The organism is Enterococcus wangshanyuanii (genome assembly GCF_002197645.1).
In the GTDB taxonomy this organism is placed as follows: Bacteria; Bacillota; Bacilli; order Lactobacillales; family Enterococcaceae; genus Enterococcus_L; species Enterococcus_L wangshanyuanii.
In genome coordinates, this window is record NZ_CP021874.1 from 1,355,811 (window position 1) to 1,376,685 (window position 20,875).

General features: G+C 38.3%; 18 protein-coding genes and 1 other annotated feature (1 of these 19 running past the window's edge). All 18 genes read right to left on the minus strand.

The genetic code is table 11. From position 1 onward, the window contains the following. Nucleotides 1-150 precede the first annotated feature (150 nt). Nucleotides 151-1,317 carry an amidohydrolase gene (locus CC204_RS06505; protein WP_088269434.1) on the minus strand — a complete coding sequence of 389 codons (1,167 nt, stop codon included), beginning with the start codon at nt 1,315-1,317 and terminating at the stop codon, nt 151-153. Nucleotides 1,318-1,353: 36 nt separating this feature from the next. Then, entirely contained in the window at nt 1,354-2,553 is a 1,200-nt protein-coding gene (locus CC204_RS06510) for an MFS transporter (protein ID WP_088269435.1), read from the minus strand. A gap of 360 nt (nt 2,554-2,913) precedes the next feature. Next, nucleotides 2,914-3,201 (minus strand): SHOCT domain-containing protein, encoded by a 288-nt coding sequence (locus CC204_RS06515; protein WP_088269436.1) that lies wholly within the window; start codon nt 3,199-3,201, stop codon nt 2,914-2,916. Nucleotides 3,202-3,286: 85 nt separating this feature from the next. After that, complete coding sequence (locus CC204_RS06520; RefSeq protein WP_088269437.1) at nt 3,287-4,336, minus strand: hypothetical protein; 1,050 nt, start codon at nt 4,334-4,336, stop codon at nt 3,287-3,289. Between the two features lie 20 nt (nt 4,337-4,356). Next, nucleotides 4,357-5,058 carry a response regulator transcription factor gene (locus CC204_RS06525; RefSeq protein WP_088269438.1) on the minus strand — a complete coding sequence of 234 codons (702 nt, stop codon included), beginning with the start codon at nt 5,056-5,058 and terminating at the stop codon, nt 4,357-4,359. Beyond that, nucleotides 5,051-6,535, minus strand: a complete 1,485-nt coding sequence (locus CC204_RS06530) for a sensor histidine kinase (protein WP_088269439.1) — start codon at nt 6,533-6,535, stop codon at nt 5,051-5,053. Before CC204_RS06530 ends, CC204_RS06525 begins: the two co-directional genes overlap by 8 nt. Nucleotides 6,536-6,588: 53 nt before the next feature. Continuing rightward, entirely contained in the window at nt 6,589-7,554 is a 966-nt protein-coding gene (locus CC204_RS06535) for a DUF4822 domain-containing protein (RefSeq protein ID WP_088269440.1), read from the minus strand. Between the two features lie 161 nt (nt 7,555-7,715). Then, entirely contained in the window at nt 7,716-8,147 is a 432-nt protein-coding gene (locus tag CC204_RS06540; RefSeq protein WP_088269441.1) for a nucleoside 2-deoxyribosyltransferase, read from the minus strand. Between the two features lie 164 nt (nt 8,148-8,311). Then, nucleotides 8,312-9,022: a DUF975 family protein gene (locus tag CC204_RS06545; protein WP_088269442.1), complete on the minus strand. Its 711-nt coding sequence runs from the start codon at nt 9,020-9,022 to the stop codon at nt 8,312-8,314. Between the two features lie 191 nt (nt 9,023-9,213). Beyond that, a complete protein-coding gene (gene eno / locus CC204_RS06550) occupies nt 9,214-10,512 on the minus strand; it encodes a phosphopyruvate hydratase (RefSeq protein WP_069661790.1) in 1,299 nt (432 codons plus the stop codon). A 159-nt stretch (nt 10,513-10,671) separates the two neighbouring features. Continuing rightward, nucleotides 10,672-11,427 carry a triose-phosphate isomerase gene (gene tpiA, locus CC204_RS06555; protein ID WP_088269443.1) on the minus strand — a complete coding sequence of 252 codons (756 nt, stop codon included), beginning with the start codon at nt 11,425-11,427 and terminating at the stop codon, nt 10,672-10,674. Between the two features lie 99 nt (nt 11,428-11,526). After that, nucleotides 11,527-12,717, minus strand: a complete 1,191-nt coding sequence (locus CC204_RS06560) for a phosphoglycerate kinase (RefSeq protein ID WP_088269444.1) — start codon at nt 12,715-12,717, stop codon at nt 11,527-11,529. Between the two features lie 117 nt (nt 12,718-12,834). Then, the gene (gene gap, locus CC204_RS06565; RefSeq protein WP_086329496.1) at nt 12,835-13,836 is read right to left on the minus strand and encodes a type I glyceraldehyde-3-phosphate dehydrogenase; all 1,002 of its coding nucleotides are present in this window, start codon (nt 13,834-13,836) and stop codon (nt 12,835-12,837) included. Between the two features lie 40 nt (nt 13,837-13,876). Continuing rightward, nucleotides 13,877-14,914 (minus strand): sugar-binding transcriptional regulator, encoded by a 1,038-nt coding sequence (locus tag CC204_RS06570; protein ID WP_088269445.1) that lies wholly within the window; start codon nt 14,912-14,914, stop codon nt 13,877-13,879. Between the two features lie 299 nt (nt 14,915-15,213). Beyond that, a complete protein-coding gene (locus tag CC204_RS06575) occupies nt 15,214-16,089 on the minus strand; it encodes a YitT family protein (RefSeq protein ID WP_088269446.1) in 876 nt (291 codons plus the stop codon). Nucleotides 16,090-16,197: 108 nt separating this feature from the next. After that, the gene (locus CC204_RS06580; protein WP_088269447.1) at nt 16,198-16,965 is read right to left on the minus strand and encodes an ankyrin repeat domain-containing protein; all 768 of its coding nucleotides are present in this window, start codon (nt 16,963-16,965) and stop codon (nt 16,198-16,200) included. Nucleotides 16,966-17,115: 150 nt separating this feature from the next. Next, the gene (aspS, locus tag CC204_RS06585) at nt 17,116-18,885 is read right to left on the minus strand and encodes an aspartate--tRNA ligase (RefSeq protein ID WP_088269448.1); all 1,770 of its coding nucleotides are present in this window, start codon (nt 18,883-18,885) and stop codon (nt 17,116-17,118) included. Nucleotides 18,886-18,915: 30 nt separating this feature from the next. Beyond that, complete coding sequence (hisS, locus tag CC204_RS06590; RefSeq protein ID WP_088269449.1) at nt 18,916-20,217, minus strand: histidine--tRNA ligase; 1,302 nt, start codon at nt 20,215-20,217, stop codon at nt 18,916-18,918. Between the two features lie 482 nt (nt 20,218-20,699). Next, nucleotides 20,700-20,875: a binding site (T-box leader), on the minus strand (it continues 32 nt past the right edge of the window).

Here is a 20,875-nt window from a genome sequence, read left to right on the forward strand (position 1 = left end):
TTTTTATCACTAACAGCCTACTCTCTATTTTGACAAATTTTTTTGAAAAAGTCTAAAAAAATAGCGAGAAAAAGAAATCTGCTCTATAAATTTAAAAAGAGCTGGTTTGTTCTCGCTATCTTTTTGATTTATCCTAACTGGCTCATTTTATTATTGACCTAAAATATCTAAAATAATTTGAGTATGCATCGCTGCACCTGTTTTGAAGCAGTCTTCCATGATTTTGAATTTTGGATGGTGATTCATATAACCACAGCCTTCTGCCGCCGTTCCTCCACCTAAAATAAAGAAAGATCCTGGCTTGACATCTGTATAAGCAGAAAAATCTTCGCCGCCCATCATTTTAGGCGCTTCAAATATTTGCGCTTTTCCAACGACTTTTTCTGCCGCTGCCAGCACTAAATCAGTTGCGGCACTGTCATTGTTTACTTCACTATATCCTAACAAATAATCTAGATCATAGGTGGCATCATACATTTTGCAGACATTATCGATGATCGTTTCTATACGTTGTTTGACATACTGACGAATTTCTTTATCATTCGTACGAACCGTCCCTTGAATTTGTGCTGTATCTGGAATCACATTTGCTGTTTTTCCAGCATTAAATTCACCAATAGAGATAACAACATTTGAAAAAGGGCTGATATTACGTGAAACAATATTGTTTAGATTATTGATGACTTCTACGCCAATCATAATTGGGTCAATTGAAAGATCTGGTGTTGAGCCGTGTGAGCCTTTTCCTTGAATCTTCAATGTAAAGACATCAGAGGCCGCACTAGCGGCACCTTTTCTTGTACCGATCATGCCTACAGGAATATTTGGAGCAATATGAAGACCAAAAACTAGATCGACATCATCCATCACCCCTGCTTCAACCAACAATTTCGCGCCACCTGGCGGTTCTTCTTCTGCTGGTTGAAAAATAAATTTCACAGTACCAGCAATTTTATCCTGCATTTCAGTCAGTGTTTTCACCGCACCTAAAAGCATCGCTGTATGTGTATCGTGTCCACAGGCATGCATCACACCAGGGTTTTCAGATGAAAACTCAACATCTGCCTCCTCAACAATAGGTAATGCATCGATATCTGCTCTTAATGCAATCGTTTTTCCTGGTTTGCTTCCCTTTAGAATCGCTATCACACTATTTTCTGTCAACGAGCTGACTTCCAAATTAGGAAATTCAGCTAAGACCGATTGAATGTATTTTGCTGTCTCAACTTCATGAAAGGATAACTCGGGGTGACGATGTAAATGTCTTCTCCATTTCACCATTTCTGCCTGTGGCATTTTTTCTTGGATATTTGTCATTCTAGTTCCTCCTTCAGGGTGTATCTAACATAGTATTTATTTTTGTTTCACAAATAAAATCGTAACTGCAGTTAATAATCCTGCGACTAAAAAGAAATAAAAGGTCGAAATATATTGCCCTCCAGATAATTCTACTAATTGACCGATCAATGTCGGTGCAACAAATCCGCCAAGAATTCCTCCTGTAGCCAGTGTACTATAACTTGGGGCAAATTTTGCTCCTTCAAATATTTTTAAAGGAATACTCATCATCGAAACAAACGAAATGATCAAAAAGAAATTAGCTAATCCCATAACTAATGACAATAACACAAGATTTCCGATGAAGTATGATGAAAAAGTAGCTAAAGTTCCTAAAACAGCTGTAACTGCTACGACCGTTTTCTCCATATTTTGAAAGAAACGACCAACAATATAGCTGCCACCAATAGAGCCGATCAGCATAAATAGACCACCCACACTGCTAACGATCGCTGCGCCATTTAAGTCTAATCCTCGTTCTCCTGTTAAAAAGCTCGGCAACCAATTTGATAATCCATACAAAATACAATTAAGGAAAAATGCGCTAAAAAATATGATCCACACGCGAAGATCTGACCAGATTTGCCAAATAGACAGCTTATCTGTCTTGGTCGCTACAGCAATTTTCTGCTCTTCGATTTTCTCCTTTTTTGGAATCACTAAAATAAGAAATACAGCAATCAAGACTGCGACTACAGTCAAAATTAAATAGGCGTTCTTCCAGCCTGCTTTAGTGATGATCGGAGATAATACTAAAGGCCCAATGAACCCAGCGACTCCAGCAGAAGACAGCAGTATCCCTTGTGCAAAGGTCCGCTTTTCGGGTGCAAAATTCACGGTAACTTCCTTACTTGCCGAAGAGGCGTAACCAGAATGTGCAAGAAATCCTGTTAAAAAGCGAAGAGACATAAACATGATCAATGATGTCCCAAAACCAAATAGTAAAGAAAACAAGCCCATTCCCAATACAGAACCGATCAAAACAATTCTTGAACCAGCCTTATTGATCACTAATCCCATTGGAATCTGCATCAACGCATAGCCTAGGAAAAAGGCGCTCATGATCATTCCTTTCGCCGCAGGTTCAAGTCCAAATTCTTCTGAAATCGGGATCAAAGAATACCCTACTGACATTTTATCGATATACACCATCGTATACCCTAAAAATAGCGCGATTAATAATAAACCTGTCCTTTTTGATTCTTTTTTCTCCATAAAGACCTCCTTAAAAAATAACATTTTACGAGCTTATTCTATAAATGAAAAATTAAGTGTCGTTTTTTACTAATATGTATTATTCCGGCTAAATAATAAAATCTGATCGACAAACGTTTTTCTTCCCCACAATAATTGCTCATTTTTATAGTATAATCTATTACTTAACGAAAAAAAAGAATAACATGGCATTATTATTAAAAAAAGGTGAACGAAACATTATTTTAAGCTAAGTATATACACCATTTGTTCCGATTTAAAGTTAAGTAACAATCTAAACTAACACAAAAAAAGTTCGAAAGTCAAGATATCCCCAATAATGGGTATTTGACTTTCGAACTTTTTCTATAACACGTTGATTTATTGTTTTAGTAACTCTTTTTTGTGCAGGTATTCTTCTTCTGAAATCGTTCCTTTTACAAACTCTTCATCTAATAAATCAAGAGCAGATGAATGAGCACTAGTAGGAGCTGGATTTGAAGAATTTTTGATCATAGGCTCATGAGATTGATCCCTTTGATTTTTCATAAAGTAAATCACCGCAATAATCAGTACAGCAATCAATAGCCACCAAATAAAGCCCATCCCGAATATATTTCCCCGCATCATTCCGCGGCTACCATTTAAATAAGTTGAACAATAACCCATTTCGACACTCTCCTATCCTGTTTTTACTTAGTATAAAGATAAAATATGGCAAAAGTGTGTCGAAATCATTCCTCAACTCGGTTTTTCAAAGAGAAATATGCTGGATCAATTTTTCATAGGAAGCAAAGGATGGATGCTTCGTGATTTCTTTTTCATTGATCACCAATGACTGCTGATCGACGATCGCTTTTGTCAGACGATCAGCAAACTCGGTAAAATCATTTGCTGTTTCTTCATTATAAGTCAATGAATAGTATTTTGATTGACGATAATATTTTTTCAATAGCTCAGATTTGATTGCTTGCGGCTGATCTGCAAAATATTCATCATAACGCGCTGAATCGATTTTTCCATCAGTTACGGTTAATTGAAGCCTACCGATCAGGCCATCGCCAAAATCTTCTGCATAGCCAATATATTTTGTGCCTGACGGCTGACGGATTTGATCTGCCAACTCGGCGGCGATCGCCATTAGCCCTTCTCTAGCACTTGTAGATGAACCTTTGACTGTCTTAAAATCACCATCGACTCGATTTTCTTCACGCATTTGCTTTTCAACAAACGTAATACCATTCACTACTGTAACTAACGTTTCATCTGTTCTAGGATTCTGTGCCTGAAAAAATGCATAATCAGACAGTCGTTTGTTTGCTCCTGCGTATTTTGATTCATAATAATTCTCAGCCCCATACTCATTGAATTCTACATTTACGATCGTATTCGCATCATCTGTGACGATTTCAACGATTCCTTTATTTCCCACATCAAAATAGCCTTCATTCGTGAAATAATTTCCTTCCAGTAAACCCAACGGCGGCTGATTTGACCAAAACATTTTTTTCAACTTTTCTTCATAAGTGTAGATTGGTTTAGGATTGGAGCCAAATGTGGTTTGAGTCGCTCCTGTCACCACATCATAATTATAGGATGTGTCTTCAAAGCTTAACTTATTGACCGTCTGCTCATTTGTCTCCTTATGACTGGATGATACTGGTTCTTTTTCAGTCGAATTAAATATGGCTTTTTTTTCGATCGTAGTTGATCTTTGTGTCTCTTTCCTTTGATCAGGTTTACAACCAGCAAGACCAATCAAAACACAGACAACCAAACTTGCCAGTATGTAATTTTTCTTCATTTAAGTTTCCTTTCTATCGATCACGTATTGAAGCGATAACCGCTGCCCCAAATAGTTTCTATTGGTATCTCTGATAAATTCGCTTTTTTCAATTTTTCTCTGATACGTCCGACATGCACTACAACAGTATAAATATCGCTGTCCAGCTCATCCATGTCCCAAACTTGACGAAAAAGCTGTTCTTTCATCCAAACCCGATTTGGATGTGTCATAAAGAAAAGTAACAAGTCAAATTCTTTCGTTGTAAAAATGACTTCTTTCCCTAAAACATGGACTCTACGAGCACTTTTATCAATAACGATTTGGCCGCTTTCAATCGTTTCATTCGCTGAATCCGACCCCGTTAGTAGTTGATAACGTTTGATATGTGCCTGTACTCTGGCTACTAATTCACTAGGACTAAATGGTTTGGTAAGGTAATCATCTGCGCCTAGACCTAATCCTCTGATTTTGTCAATGTCCTCTTTTTTAGCAGAAACGATCATCAAAGGAATATTCTTTTTTTCTCTGATCCTTCTGCAAATTTCAAACCCGTCCATCGATGGCAGCATGATATCTACTACGATCAAATCAAACGGCTCATTCAGCGCTCTGGTCAAGCCAACTTTTCCATCACTAGAGATTTCAGCTTCCATTTGATTGATCTCAAGATAATCTTTTTGTAATTCTGCAATACTTGCATCATCTTCAATTAGTAATATCCGTGATTTTTTATCAGACATCTACCTGCCCTCCATCAACTTTCTTTAATAAAATTATGACTGCTGTCCCTTTGTTTACTTCACTTTCGATCATTACTTTTCCTTCATGCCTATCGACGATTTGTTTAACGATCGCAAGACCTAGTCCGCTGCCGCCTGTTTGTGTCGGTCTCGCTTCCTCACCTCGATAAAAATGATCAAAAACGAAAGGCAGCTGCTCTTTAGCGATTCCTTGACCGTTATCTGTCACACGAATTTCTACGAACTGATCTTGGTCAATAAGATTGATGTTCACTGTAAGTGGATGTTCTTTTTGCTTGAATTTTAAGCTATTTTCAATCAAATTCGTAAAGACTCGATTCAACTGCATCCGATCGCCATACACCTTACTTGAAGAAGCTGTTTGGTCGATGAGCTCCAGCGAAACCTGCTGCTTTCGTAACTGAAATTCTTCGATCAAATGCTTTAGAAACTCATTGATCTTGATTGCTTCAAAGTGAAATGCAATAGCATCAGCGTCTAATTTTGAATAAAGAAAGAGCTCTTCGATCAGTTCATTCAAGGCAATGGCTTTCGTATGAATGGTCTGTAAATACTTATCTTGTTTTTCTGGTGAATCCGCCACACCATCAAGTAAGCCTTCCACATAGCCGATGATCGATGTGATTGGCGTTTTTAGATCGTGAGAAATACTCGCAACAAGCTCTTTCCGATTGACCTCCAGCTTTTCTTGTTCGTTCGTAGAGCTGATCAAAGCGGTTCGCATTTTTTCAAAATCATCGGTCAGTTGCTTGACTTCCAAAGCAGTTTTTTCCGGCTGCTTTGTCATTGGGGCTTGTAAGTGTCCCGTTCCTATTTCTGACATCCCGCTGCCTAAATTTTCCAAAGGTTGAATGATCGTTTTCTTTAATAGTTGGTTTAAGAAAAGTACTCCACCAATAGACAGCAATAAAATAAAAACAATGATCCAAATTCCCCATTTAGTCATAAAATCAAGGATATTATTTTCTTTTTTCAATACTAAAAGGGTTCCTGGAACCTGATCTTTAAAGTAAAAATCAAATTTCATATATCGATACAAACGTCCAGCATTATCGATCGTCCCTTTGGTTTCAATATTATTGGCATCGAATTTGGGAAAATGAACGATCAACGATTTTTCTACCAACTCTTTCGAATAGTAACTGATTTCTTCGTTTTGACGTACGACGATACCCAGAGCTTCTCCTTCAAACTGCTGGATCATCTTTTTTACGTCTTCTTGTGGATCCAATAATTGTTCCGGCTCTGTTTTTGCGATCCCTCGAAGTTTGACATACGCTAGTTCTTCTTCTGGGCTTAGTGAACGTTGCTGTGTAAAGGTTCGGTATAACGTTCCAGGACTGGGAATACGCCCAGTCGTCACATATAAAACGATGCAGATAATAGATACCAAAGATAAGCAAGCAATCGTTATTCCGCCAATATATGAAATGAGAAAACGTCTTTTGATCGTCATTTTTTTCTCCCTTTGCGCTATAAACCGGCCCTTTACCAACCGTTAACCAACAGTTAGAAACTAAATTCAGGAGTATAGTCTCCAGTATAAGGTTCATGCTCTACAAAAACGGTGATATCACTGCCGTTTTGATCTTTTCCAGCCCGTTTATAGGTGAATTTTTTATTGTTCAATTCCGTTAATTCCAGTGCTGCACCGTATTTATTTTGTCCGATCGAAACATGGGCGCGAATTTTATTATTGTTCAATACATCAAAGTAACCAAAATCGCCACGGCTAATCCCAGTTTCTAAATTAAAAAATTCATACTTATTCGTATCAGCATCGAATTTTGCTAAACTAATGAAATTTTTATTGTAGGCTGTAACATCATTTCCAGACTCGTCAAGTACTTTTGTTCCATTCCATAAGGTTTGACCCAAAATAGATGCACCACTTCGTTTTGTCTCGATTGTACCAGTTGTTGTATTGAGTGTTTTAGCTGGTTCTGTAAATGTCAGCTTCCCTTTATTATACGGGATATGCTCTACAAATACATCTACTTCATTTCCAGCTTGGTCTTTGCCTTTTCGTGTATACGTGAATTTCTTATTCGTAAGCTCTGTAATACCAACAACCGCCTGATAGTTCATCGATTCTGAGATCAAGATTCTTTTCGTTCCATCATTAGTGATAAAGAATGTACCGCGGTCTCCCCGACTTTCTTTTGTTTTTGCATCAAAAAATTCATATTGACCTGTTTTACGATCATATTTTGCTAAACCAATAAAATTCGTATTTTCTTTTGTTACATCGTTGTGGTCTTTATCATAGACTTTAGTTCCTTGCCAGTTCGTTTGCCCTAAAATTTTTGTCAGCTTGTCGCCTTTCGTTTTATCTTTTCCTTGATTCATTTTTTCAACGGCAGGCTGATTACTATCTTTTACACCTAAGGATTCTTGCGCTCCAACACTGCATCCTGCTAATAAAATGGCCAAACTTGATACCCCTGCGATTATTTTTTTGCTATTTTTATTCATGATTCTTGCTCCTTCCAAAATAAGATATTTTTATTTCCTACTCTTATTCTAGCCGGCGATTCTAAACTAGCTCTATCGAAAAAATAAACAAATTATAAACAATTGCAGATGTAAAAAACCAGTCTAAACGATCACTCGTTTTAGACTGGTTTTTTAAGGGGTTAAAGCATCTTTCCTGAGTAAAATGACGCTGGTAATAAATCAAAATCATACGTGGCCAGCTCATCAAGAGTAATCGAAGCATGAGCTCCTTCATGTACCATCAAATTACTCAATCCATTCGGATCGATATGAACCAAAATCACCGGTTTATCTGTCGCATAAGCATAACCTAATTCCCATGCCGTTCCACTATCCGAATAATTTCCATGATAGATCGCAACGACGATTTCTGCCCATTTTATATGCTTGATATCATCTGTAAAGGTTTCAATCGACCATTGTCGTGAACCCACTTTTGCACCATTGTCTAAGGGGTGACGCATTGGTGAAAAGACGGATAGATTTTTCTCTGCTAAAATTTTTTCTACTTGTTCAACATACGCAATTTCCTTTTCATTAAAAAATGGACTAGCTAAATAGACTCGTTTCATTTTTATGCTCCTTTGATTGATTTCATTTATTTGCTGTACTTACTTGTCAGTTTATCAAAGTTCAAATGAAACGGAAAGAACATTTATTTCTATTCTGCAGAAAAAGAGCCTGAACTAAAACGAAGATCCGTTTTGATTCAGGCCCTGATACTCTTTTACATTTTCTAACTAACTACTTGTTTTGGTAAGTTTTCATAGAAAGCTGCTTTCGTAGCTGTTATATAAGGAGTTAACCATAAGTAGCCAATTCCAGCTGTAAGAATTGCTAAAATATGCCAACCAATGAAACTTAAATCCAATAGGAATAATTGACCTTTATAGCCATTCATTAGCTGACGGCTCCGCGTGATGCAGTTTAAAAAGCCAGGACGCTCTCCTGTTTCTTCATAGACATCATAATAAACAAAATAGGCCTGTGAATAAGCATAGCCTTTGATGATCCCTGGTATAACCAATAATAGCGACCATAAGAAAATGAAAATCGTCATTAATAGATACACACAGATCACGCCTAAAATCACTGGACCGGAAAATCCGCGAAAGGCATCAGAAAATGGACGGATTTCTTGTCTTTTTCCTCGTAACAAATCAAGATATGTCCATGAAATCCCTGCACTAAATAATGCAGCAATCAGCCCTCCGACTAATCCGCCGCCACCGCCGCCGCTCGAATTCCCATCATAGCTTGCGGTACTGCTCATTACATCTGGATTGTTTTGAACAAATAGAAATACTGGTAATACAAGTAAGATAAACAAAATAAGACCGATTGCAATTGAAATCAAAGTAGGGACCAATGACATCAAAACACTATCCTTCCAGCGTCCACGAAGAACTGCTTTTGCTTCTGTTTTTAATTCAGCTCTTGTTTTCATAAAACTTCACTCCTTTCTTTCATTAATACAATTAGTATAACAAATATTTAGATTTTACAAAAAATATACGCATTCTTTTTTCAAAAAAAAAAACACTACCTTCTCTATGAAACTATAGAAAAGATAGTGTTTTTGATTAGCGATTTTTCTTCTACTTATACGATCATCTAAGAATCTTTACTAAAGATCTCTTATTTGTTTTTTAAGTTGTAGAAAGATTTCAAACCTTTGTATTCAGCAACTTCGCCTAATTGGTCTTCGATACGTAATAATTGGTTGTATTTAGCAATACGGTCAGTACGTGAAAGAGAACCAGTTTTGATTTGACCAGCATTTGTTGCAACAGCGATATCAGAGATTGTTGAATCTTCTGTTTCACCAGAACGGTGAGAAACAACTGCAGTGTAGCCAGCTTCTTTAGCCATTTCGATTGCTTCAAATGTTTCAGTTAAAGTACCGATTTGGTTTACTTTGATTAGGATTGAGTTAGCGATACCTTTTTCGATACCTTCAGCTAATTTAGTTGTGTTTGTTACGAATAAATCGTCACCAACTAATTGAACTTTGTCGCCTAAAGCAACAGTTAATTTTTTGAAACCATCCCAGTCATTTTCATCTAATCCATCTTCGATTGAGATGATTGGGTATTTCGCACATAATTCTTCGTAGAATGCGATCATTTCTTCAGTTGTTTTTTCGCCTTCGCCTGAATCAGCTAAAACGTAAACACCTTTTTCTTTGTCGTAGAATTCAGAAGAAGCAGCATCCATAGCAAGAACGATGTCTTTACCAGGTACATAGCCAGCTTTTTCGATCGCTTCGATGATTACTTCGAATCCTTCTTCATTAGAACCAAGGTTAGGAGCGAAACCACCTTCGTCACCTACAGAAGTAGCTAAACCGCGTGCTTTTAAGATTCCTGCTAATGCATGGAATACTTCAGCACCATAGCGTAACGCTTCTTTGAATGTAGGAGCGCCTACAGGCATGATCATGAACTCTTGGAAGTCGATACTGTTATCAGCATGAGATCCGCCGTTGATGATGTTCATCATTGGAGTTGGCAATACTTTTGTATTGAATCCGCCTAAGTAGTGGTATAAAGGCACTTCTAGGTAATCAGCAGCAGCACGAGCTACAGCGATAGAAACACCAAGAATAGCGTTAGCACCTAATTTACCTTTGTTAGGAGTTCCATCTAATTCGATCATTGCTTTATCAATTGCCATTTGGTCACGAACATCGTAGCCAATGATTGCTTCAGCGATGATGTTATTAACGTTGTCAACTGCTTTAACAACCCCTTTACCTAAGTAACGAGATTTGTCGCCATCACGTAATTCAACCGCTTCGTATTCACCAGTTGAAGCTCCAGATGGAACCATTCCACGGCCAAAAGCTCCGCTTTCAGTGTATACTTCTACTTCGATTGTTGGGTTACCGCGTGAGTCTAAGACTTCGCGTGCGTAAACATCAGTAATAATTGACATGTTTTGTCTCTCCTTTGAGTTTGTTTTATACTAAGGGGATTCGAGCTCCCTTAATTATGATTGTAGTGAATAATCTTAGGCTATGCAAACATTTTTTGCATATTTCATAAATTATTCGATGATTCTTCGATTTATTGCGTATATTGTTATAAGCAGTGTTTATTTAACTGCATCCAACAAAGCTAAGAATGAGTCAGCTTCCAAGCTAGCTCCGCCGACTAAAGCACCGTCAACGTTTTCTTTTGCCATATACTCAGCAATGTTTTCTGGTTTTACAGAACCGCCGTATTGGATACGAACTGCTTCTGATACTTCTTTGCCGTATAATTTTTCGACCGTTGAACGAACAACGCCGCAAATTTCGTCTGCAATGTTAGCATCCGCAGATTTACCAGTACCGATTGCCCAGATTGGTTCATAAGCAATGACCATAGATGATACTTGATCGTTTGTTAAGCCAACTAAGCCATTAGTGATTTGTCCTTCGATCCATTCAGCTGTTTTGCCAGCTTCATAGGTTTCTAAAGATTCACCACAACAGAAGATCGGTGTCATGTTATTCGCAAAGATTGCTTTGGCTTTTTTGTTGATGTCTTCATCTGTTTCGTGGAAATACTCACGACGTTCAGAGTGACCAATGATCACATATTGAACACCTAGATCTGCAATTGCAGCTGGAGAATTTTCACCAGTGAACGCGCCAGCATTTTCCCAATAGCAGTTTTGTGCAGATAATTGCACTTGTGAATCTTTAAGATTCCATGCTAATGGAGCCAAGAACAATGCTGGAGATCCAATGACTGAATCGACAACATCACTTGATGGAACAGCATTTTTTACTGCTTCAGCAAAGCTTTGTGCTTCTGCTAAAGTTTTATTCATTTTCCAGTTACCAGCGATAATTGGTTTACGCATGAAAAAACACTTCCTTTAATTTTATGATGTGGATTGTTAAACGGTGTTCAGCAAGTTCAATCCAATGACTCAAGCTTAAACGCCTTTTTTACGATCTCTTTACTTATCGTTGATCGCTGCTAATCCAGGTAATTCTTTACCTTCTAATAATTCTAAGCTTGCGCCGCCACCTGTTGAGATGTGCGTGAATTTATCAGCAAAGCCTAATTGAATTGCTGCAGCGGCAGAGTCTCCTCCACCAATGATCGTTGTTGCATCAGCTAAATTAGCGATTGCTTCACAAACACCGATTGTTCCTTTAGCGAAATTGCTCATTTCGAATACGCCCATAGGACCATTCCAAACAACTGTTTTCGCGCCTTCTAAAGCTTGAGCGAATAAAGCAATTGTTTCAGGACCAATGTCAAGACCCATTTGGCCTTCAGGAACATCACCAGTATGTTCTTCTGTTGGTACATCATTTGAGAATTCTGCTGCTGTGATCGAATCGATTGGCAAGATTAGTTTATCTCCAGCTTTTTCGATCAATTCTTTCGCTAATTCAACTTTATCTTCTTCTACTAAAGAGTTCCCAATGTTCATTCCTTTTGCTTTGTAGAATGTATAAGTCATTCCGCCACCAATAAGGATCTTGTCTGCTTTAGAGATCAAGTTTTCGATCACACCGATTTTGTCAGAAACTTTCGCTCCGCCCAAGATAGCAACAAATGGACGTTTTGGTGCAGTCACTGCTTCACCAACGAACTTGATTTCTTTTTCCATTAAGAAGCCTGCAACTGTTGGGATACCAGTTGATGCAATACCCACATTAGAAGCGTGCGCACGGTGGGCTGTACCGAATGCATCGTTTACGAATACATCGCCTAAAGAAGCCCAATATTTACCCAATTCAGCATCATTGCCGCTTTCTTTTTTGCCGTCGATATCTTCAAAACGAGTGTTTTCAAAGACTAAAACGTCGCCGTCTTTCATATTGTTAACAGCCGTTTCTAATTCAGTACCACGAGTTTCAGGAACGAATGTTACTGGTTTGCCCAATAATTCGCTTAAACGTTCTGCTACTGGTTTTAGTGATTTGCCAGCTTTATCTTCTTCTGTTTTTACACGACCTAAGTGAGAGAAAAGAATCGCTTTTCCGCCATTGTCGATAACATATTGAATTGTTGGTAAAGCTGCGACGATACGGTTATCATTAGTGATCACGCCATCTTTCAACGGTACATTAAAGTCAACACGGACAAGGACTTTTTTGTCTTTTAAATCAACATCTTTGATTGTTTTTTTAGCCATTATGGAGTACTCCTGTCTATAAAATTTTTAAACGAAACAATATAAGCGGAGAAGCGCGTTGCTTCCCCGCTTATTATTTCACAGTTCTTTAAATTTCACTAATAATAAGTATGAATCTTATAAGTTAGCGAAGTACTCTAAAGTACGAACTAATTGTGCAGTATAAGACATTTCGTTGTCATACCAAGCAACAGTTTTCACTAATTGTTTGTCGCCAACTGTCATTACTTTTGTTTGTGTAGCATCGAATAATGAACCGAAAGTCATACCTACGATATCAGAAGATACGATTTGGTCTTCGTTGTATCCGTAAGATTCGTTAGCTGCTTTAGCCATAACTTCATTTACTTCTTCAACAGTTACGTTTTTGTCAAGAACTGTTACTAATTCAGTTAATGAACCAGTTGCTACAGGAACACGTTGAGCAGCTCCGTCTAATTTACCGTTTAATTCAGGGATAACTAGACCGATTGCTTTAGCAGCACCAGTTGTGTTAGGAACGATGTTTTCTGCTGCAGCACGTGCACGACGGAAGTCTCCACCTGGGTGAGGTCCATCAAGAGTCATTTGGTCACCTGTGTAAGCGTGGATCGTAGTCATAAGACCTTCAACAACACCAAAGTTGTCTTGTAAAGCTTTCGCCATAGGAGCTAAACAGTTAGTTGTACATGAAGCACCTGAGATAACTGTTTCTTTACCTGTTAAGATATCATGGTTAGTGTTGTAAACGATTGTTGGTACGTCATTTCCACCAGGAGCAGAGATAACAACACGTTTAGCACCAGCTTTTAAGTGTAATTCAGCTTTTTCTTTTGAAGTGAAGAATCCTGTACATTCAAGAACGATGTCTACGCCTAATTCGCCCCATGGTAATTCTTCTGGGTTACGGTTAGCAAGAACTTTAACTTCTTTACCGTTTACGTTGAAAGAACCTTCGTGAACTTCAACAGTTCCGTTGAAACGTCCTTGAGTTGTGTCATATTTTAACAAGTGAGCCAACATTTTAGCATCTGTTAAGTCGTTGATTGCTACTACTTCGATTCCTGCTACATCTTGGATACGACGGAATGCTAAGCGTCCGATACGTCCAAATCCATTAATACCTACTTTAACTGTCATTAAAGATTTCCTCCTTATGAAAATCAAAAATTTTTTTATTTTAAAGGGTTGCCCCTTTTAAAATCTCATTTGCAGCGGCTTCATCTGTGATGAGCCACGTTTGTTTTGGTGCATTTTTCATATAAGCGCGAATGGCTTTGGCTTTTGTTTTGCCACCTGCGATCGCCACGACATGTTGAATTTTTTGAAGATCTTTCAATTGAAGTCCGATACGAGGAATCTTATAAACGACTTCCCCTTCTTCATCAAAGAAATAACCAAAAGATTCTGCTACCGCATTATTTTGCTTTAACATGACCATTTCATCATCTGACATTTTACGTCTAGCCGCCATATGCAGCGCACGACCAATACTATGCACAACACAGTTGCTCTGTTCGATCAATGTCAATACTTCTTGAATCGATGGTTCTTGTAATAACGACTTATATGTTTCTGGACTTAATTGTTCTGGGACATACAACGCCCGGTGATGTCCACCGGTTTTGTTCGCCATGACTGCACTGACCGAATTGGCTTGAACACTCATTGCTTCACCGATACCACCTCTAGCTGGAACAAATAAATTGTGACGTTTCTCTGTTTCCAAAGAGCCCATATGTTCAGCAGTTAAAGCCATTGTTGTTCCGCCCATGACTGCAATCGTGTTATTGCCGTCAGGTAAAAGTAAATCCAGCGTATCCGTTAAAATATCACCAAATTCGTACAAGACTTTTTCTTGACTATCGCTATTGCCTGCAACAACTATACAGCGCTTGATGCCAAAATACTGACTGATTTCTTTTTCGATTTGATGCATGCCCAAAAGCTGATTCATCACGGTCTCTAAGCCTTGATATACACCTAAACCCTTTTCTGTTAGCGTCATTCCGCTTTTTGAAGTCTCAATCAGCTGCAGGTTTTTTAAGAAATCTGTCTCAGTTCTTAAGACTCTTTCTGTAATCCCCATACTTTCTGATAAACTTCTGCGTCCAATAGGCTGCATCCAGTATATATTACGAAGAATATGAAACCTTTCCTGCATTACATCGAGCAAATCTGGAGCAACAGCTTCAATCATTTTCAATTCATCCAGCATGATGCGCTCCTTCGTTGGTCTAAAAACGTCCAAGTAAGACTTAAAACGACCTATGAACTTTAAAAAAATAGGATTGATGTTCTTCTTTCTCATTGTTAAATTCTTTAACAGTCTTAAAAGCGTCCCTCAATCTTACATACATAGTTTAACAGTTTTCATTTATCTTTTCAAGAAAAAGCGATTATTTTTTTGAAATATTCACAAACTTCTTTTTTCGGTAAAAAGTGTTTTCTGATAGAAATAATAGAAAAAAAGAACCTACTCTCTAAAAAAGAAAATTAGGTTCTCCATTTTGAATTTTACAAATCCTCTTCATAAAATCGCCCAAGGATTTTGACATTATCCGAAATACTCACAAAAGCAGAGGGGTCCGAGTCTTTCATCGCCGCTTCCAATGCCGGCAGTTCAAATCGTGTGACAACTGTTAAAAGGAGTGTTTGTTTATCATGACGATACGCGCCTTCAGCTTCATGAATGATCGTGATACCTCTTCTCATTTTTTGCTGGATGCCTTCGATCACTGCATCTGGATTTTTAGTGATGATCATGACCTGCATTTTCTTTTGCTTCGTATAGACTGCATCTGTCACTTTACCACTGACAAAAATCGATAAGGCACTGTAAAACATATACTGCCAACCAAACAAATAGCCAGCGACGAAAATGATCAAGCCATTGAAGTACATAGAAATCGAACCAACGGAACGGCCAGTTTTTTTGCGGATCGTAATGCTAAAGATGTCTAAACCACCGGAAGACAAGCCATTCTTCAATGCAAAACCAATGCCTGAACCCATCACAGCTCCACCAAAGATCGCACAAATGATCGGATCATTCGAAAGAACAGTCTGCGGAACGATTTGCATAAATATGGAAGTCAAAGTAACCGTCAAGACCGTAAAAATCGTAAACTTTTTGCCTATTTTGAGCCATGCTACAAAAAATAATGGGATATTCAATGCATACAGCGTAATTGAAACCGGAACATTAAATCCGATAACACGCGTCGATAGCGTGGTCAAAATTTGAGCTAAACCAGTAATACCGCTGGAATAAATATTGCCCGGCTGATAAAAGAAGTTCATCGCAACAGATGCTAAAATCGCATAAACGATCGATACGGACAATTTTGTTGTATAATCATGGACTGGCAAGCTTTCAAAAAATTTTTTCATGAAAAGGGCCTCTCTTTTTCTGATTCGTTAGCTCTCATTATACGTGCTTTGCAATCAGAAAAAAAGCATAATTCTTCAAATGAAAGAAAAGAAATTTCTGTTTCCAATTTAATTTACATTTAAGATAGACAACATTTCTGAGTAGCCTAAGCTTTTCGCATAGTCCTCTGCCGTACGCCCAGTATTGTCTCTCAATGTTTTATCTGCTCCTGCTTCTACTAAAACTTGAACGATTTGTTGATACATTTCAGAACCATCTCTTAATGCAACAGCTTCAATCAACGCGGTGTAGCCATAATTGTTTTGATGGTCGATGTTTGATCGACCATCTTTCAATAGTAGCTTAACATTTTCCAGATGTCCTTTTTCTGCTGCTGGAATCAACGCGTTTCCGCCAAAACGATTGACTTTTTGTTGATCAGGAGTTGCTTTTTCCAGCATGTAAGCCAAGATTTCAGTTTTCCCCTGAGCGCCTGCATAGAGATAAGGACTATCTGAAATTTGATCTTGTTGATTGATATCAGCACCGGCATCGATCAGTTGTTTGGCGATCTCAACAAAATTTTGATGTGTCGCAATCAAAAGTGGGCTTTCTCCTTTTCCATTTACTTCGTTGATCATATAATCTGACGCAAGAATTTCTTGAACTGTTTTTGCATCATTATCGCTAACCGCTTGAAGCAATGTTCCTTGTGGAAATGTTTGTTTACTTGATTCAGCGGCTTCATTACTTGAAGGTTCTGTTATTTCTTTTTTTGACATGATCGTCGACTCCTCTTCTATTTTTTGTGGACTACTTACTTTTTGCTGGCAACCAGAAAAAATAAGTAGTCCTAAACTGGTTGATATCAATAAAGCTACTCTTGTTCTTTCCATGATTTTTTCCTCCTGCCAAATTATTGTACATTCAGTATAAAGGATAAATATAAACAAATTATAAACGGAGTCGATCCCGTTTAAAAAGAAAAAGAGCTGAACACGATTTCGGCTAGTTTTTGCCTGACTCATGTTCAACTCATTTATTTTTTATTCGTCGATTGCTGTAACATCGATATTTAACTCAAATAACTGTAAAGGTGATACAACACTTGGTGCACTTGTCATTGGATCAGCTGCTTTTCCGTTTTTAGGGAATGCGATCACTTCACGAATGTTGTTTTCACCAGCTAAAAGCATGACTAAACGATCTAACCCTAAAGCGATCCCGCCGTGTGGAGGGAACCCATAATCTAGCGCATCTAGTAAGAAACCAAATTGTTCTTGGGCTGATTCTTTCGTGAACCCAAGCGTTTCGAACATTTTTTCTTGCAGCTCACGTTTATGAATACGTAGAGAACCTCCACCTAGCTCGTAACCATTTAAAACAATATCATACGCTTCAGCGTACACTTTAGCTGGATCAGTTGAAAGTAATGCTACATCTGATTCTTTCGGCTGAGTGAATGGATGATGAGCAGACACATAGCGACCAGCTTCTTCATCATATTCAAATAATGGCCAGTCAACGACCCATAAAAAGTTGAATTTAGACTCGTCGATCAAGCCCAACTCTTTTCCTAAACGAGAACGAATCGCTCCAAGAGCAGCAGCGACAACTTCCGGCTTATCTGCACCAAACATTAATATGTCGCCAACCTCAGCATTTGTCGCTTTGATCAAGTCATCAGAAACATCTGTCAAGAATTTAGCAATCGGTCCTTTAAGTCCATCTTCTTCAACTTTCAGCCAAGCCAAGCCTTTCGCACCAAATTGACTTACATATGTTCCTAAGTTATCCATGTCTTTTCTGGAATATTTATCTGCAGCCCCTTTGGCATTCAGTGCTTTGACTTGTCCGCCATTTTCCAAAGCCATTTGGAACACTTTAAAATCAACATCTTTCACGACATCTGCAATGTCGATCAATTCCATGTCAAAACGGGTATCTGGTTTATCGCTGCCGTAGCGCGCCATTGCTTCATCATAGCTGATACGCGGGAATGGTAACGTCACTTCGATTCCTTTTGTTTCACGCATGACTTTTGCCAGCATTTCTTCCGTCATCGTTTGGATCTCTTCTGGTGTCAAGAACGTTGTTTCAATATCCACTTGGGTAAATTCAGGCTGACGGTCACCACGTAAGTCTTCATCACGGAAGCAACGAACGATTTGATAATAGCGGTCAAAACCAGCATTCATCAATAATTGTTTGAAGATTTGTGGTGATTGTGGTAACGCATAGAAATGACCTGCATGAACACGAGAAGGAACTAAATAGTCACGAGCGCCTTCTGGTGTTGATTTACCTAGGTAAGGTGTTTCGATATCCATAAAATCAGTATCATCTAAATAGTGACGAATCGTTTTAGTGACTTGATGACGTAATTTTAAATTCGCAGTCATTTGTGGACGACGCAAATCTAAATAACGATATTTCAAACGTAGTTCGTCTCCAACATTATTTTCATCTTCGATCAAAAATGGAGGTGTTTTTGCTGTATTTAAAATCGTGATATCTGTTGCCATGATTTCAAATTCGCCTGTTTTCATTTTCGGATTGATCGCTTCTTTATCTCGATAAGTTAATTCTCCAGTAATTTCAATCACATATTCGCTACGACATTTATCCGCTTTTTCCCACGCTTCTTTTGAATGGGCTGGATTGAAAACAACTTGTGCAATGCCTTCACGGTCACGTAGGTCGATAAAGATAACTCCACCTAAATCGCGGCGTTTTTGCACCCAGCCTTTTAATGTGATGATCTGTCCTACTAAATCTGCGGAAACTTCTCCGCAATATACTGTTCTTTTTGTCATTCGTTTTTGCTCCTCTTCATTTTTTACGCGTTATTCATCAAACGTTTTTGTTATCATTTCATCATAAACTTCATCAAATTTTTCATAAATATCTGATAACGAAAATGCTTTTTCTTTACGGCTTTCCATTGATTTTACATTGACAACGCCTTCGGCTAATTCTGTTTCACCTAAAGTTAATGCTAGCTTAGCATTTAGCTTCGCTGCCGTTTTGAATTGTGCTTTTGCTTTACGATCCATAAAATCACGATCTGCTGAGAAACCAAAATTACGGACTGCCTGAACTAATTTCAGGGTTTCAACATTCGTTTGTTCTCCAATGCCGACAACATAAGCGTCGATTTCATTGATTACAGGAACAACTACCTGCTCTGCTTCCATGGTGATCAATACACGTTCGATCCCTAAAGCAAAACCAAAACCTGGAGTTGCAGGTCCGCCTAGATCCTCTACTAATCCGTCATAACGTCCCCCTGCACAAATTGTCGATTGGGCACCCATTCCTGGTGCTTCACTCATGATTTCAAAAATCGTGTTTGTGTAATAATCAAGTCCCCGAACCATATTACTATCAACTTCAAAAGGAATATTCAATTCCGTTAACATCGTTTTAACTGTTTCAAAATGTTGTTTAGACGATTCGCTTAAATAGTCTAAAATCGATGGCGCATCAGCAACGATCACTTTATCTTTCTTATCTTTACTATCAAGGACACGTAACGGATTTTCATGAAGCCGGCGTTTTGAATCTTCACTCAGCTCTGTCGACTTAGGTTCTAAATAATCGATCAAGGCTTGACGGTACGCTGCTCTGGTTTCTTTATCACCTAATGAATTGATCACTAATTTGATTTGCTGAATTCCCAATTGTTTGAAAAAGTCTAACGCCATCGCCATACTTTCTACATCTACAGCTGGGTTCTCACTACCAAATGCTTCTGCTCCAATTTGGTGGAACTGTCTTAGACGCCCTGCCTGTGGACGTTCATAGCGAAACATCGGTCCCATATAATAGGTTTTGTATGGTTTAGAAAATTCTGGACCAAACAATTTGTTTTCCACGAATGATCGAACGATCGGTGCAGTTCCTTCCGGACGCAGTGTAATATGTCGCTCTCCTTTATCGTAAAAATCATACATTTCCTTGGAAACAATATCTGTCGTATCTCCCACACTACGGGAAATCACTTCATAATGCTCGAAAATCGGTGTACGAATTTCTTCATATTGATAGTCACGAAAAATCAAGCGAGCTGTTTCTTCAACGAACTGCCACTTCTCGGAAGTTCCTGGTAATAGATCATTCGTTCCTTTTGGTTTTTGATAACTCATTCTTTCATCTCCAATTTATTATTCATCTTTTTACCAACATTGGCAAATTGTGTAATACTGTAAAGAAGGTTGCATTGACGCTTTTTTGTTTTTACATTTTAGAAAATCTTGAGCGTCTATTTCAGTAATACTTAGTGAGCTTAACTTGCTCTGTCATGGTTTGTCGTCTATTCTAGCAGAGCTAATTATAGAGCTTCAGTTCTTCGCGCTTGATCAAAGCTAACTTTCTGAACCGTGATTCCTAGTACGGACACTTCGCTCACTTTGTTCGCCAAGTATTGTTCATCATCTGTTCTGGCAGAGCCGATTATAGCGTTTCAATTATTGGTATTTTAATCCTTCACGCTTGATTGATACTAACTTTCTGAATCGTGATTCCTAGTATGGACACTTCGCTCACTTTGTTCGCCAAGTATTGTTCATCATCTGCTCTGGCGGAGCCAATCGTAGTGATTCACAACAAAAACTCGCCCTTGTATATATACAAGGGCGAGTGAATAGACACACGCGGTACCACCTAAGTTCGAAAGATTGCTCTTTCCTCTAACGATTAACGCTCGCAACGGAACGGCTTTTCTTCCGTTCTTCTCTAGAATGTCTTTCAATTTCGCTGATGAAGCTGCTTTCAGCCTAGGCAACTTTCTCTTATACAGTCAGA

Bases quoted from the DNA above. Each gene is read 5' to 3' on its own strand.
- CC204_RS06515 (WP_088269436.1), bottom strand. From the start codon at position 3,201: ATGGGTTATTGTTCAACTTATTTAAATGGTAGCCGCGGAATGATGCGG.
- CC204_RS06570 (WP_088269445.1), bottom strand. From the start codon at position 14,914: ATGCTGGATGAATTGAAAATGATTGAAGCTGTTGCTCCAGATTTGCTC.
- eno (WP_069661790.1), bottom strand. From the start codon at position 10,512: ATGTCAATTATTACTGATGTTTACGCACGCGAAGTCTTAGACTCACGC.
- CC204_RS06525 (WP_088269438.1), bottom strand. From the start codon at position 5,058: ATGTCTGATAAAAAATCACGGATATTACTAATTGAAGATGATGCAAGT.
- CC204_RS06540 (WP_088269441.1), bottom strand. From the start codon at position 8,147: ATGAAACGAGTCTATTTAGCTAGTCCATTTTTTAATGAAAAGGAAATT.
- aspS (WP_088269448.1), bottom strand. From the start codon at position 18,885: ATGACAAAAAGAACAGTATATTGCGGAGAAGTTTCCGCAGATTTAGTA.
- CC204_RS06535 (WP_088269440.1), bottom strand. From the start codon at position 7,554: ATGAATAAAAATAGCAAAAAAATAATCGCAGGGGTATCAAGTTTGGCC.
- CC204_RS06505 (WP_088269434.1), bottom strand. From the start codon at position 1,317: ATGACAAATATCCAAGAAAAAATGCCACAGGCAGAAATGGTGAAATGG.
- tpiA (WP_088269443.1), bottom strand. From the start codon at position 11,427: ATGCGTAAACCAATTATCGCTGGTAACTGGAAAATGAATAAAACTTTA.
- CC204_RS06580 (WP_088269447.1), bottom strand. From the start codon at position 16,965: ATGGAAAGAACAAGAGTAGCTTTATTGATATCAACCAGTTTAGGACTA.
- CC204_RS06575 (WP_088269446.1), bottom strand. From the start codon at position 16,089: ATGAAAAAATTTTTTGAAAGCTTGCCAGTCCATGATTATACAACAAAA.
- CC204_RS06545 (WP_088269442.1), bottom strand. From the start codon at position 9,022: ATGAAAACAAGAGCTGAATTAAAAACAGAAGCAAAAGCAGTTCTTCGT.
- hisS (WP_088269449.1), bottom strand. From the start codon at position 20,217: ATGAGTTATCAAAAACCAAAAGGAACGAATGATCTATTACCAGGAACT.
- CC204_RS06560 (WP_088269444.1), bottom strand. From the start codon at position 12,717: ATGGCTAAAAAAACAATCAAAGATGTTGATTTAAAAGACAAAAAAGTC.
- gap (WP_086329496.1), bottom strand. From the start codon at position 13,836: ATGACAGTTAAAGTAGGTATTAATGGATTTGGACGTATCGGACGCTTA.
- CC204_RS06520 (WP_088269437.1), bottom strand. From the start codon at position 4,336: ATGAAGAAAAATTACATACTGGCAAGTTTGGTTGTCTGTGTTTTGATT.
- CC204_RS06530 (WP_088269439.1), bottom strand. From the start codon at position 6,535: ATGACGATCAAAAGACGTTTTCTCATTTCATATATTGGCGGAATAACG.
- CC204_RS06510 (WP_088269435.1), bottom strand. From the start codon at position 2,553: ATGGAGAAAAAAGAATCAAAAAGGACAGGTTTATTATTAATCGCGCTA.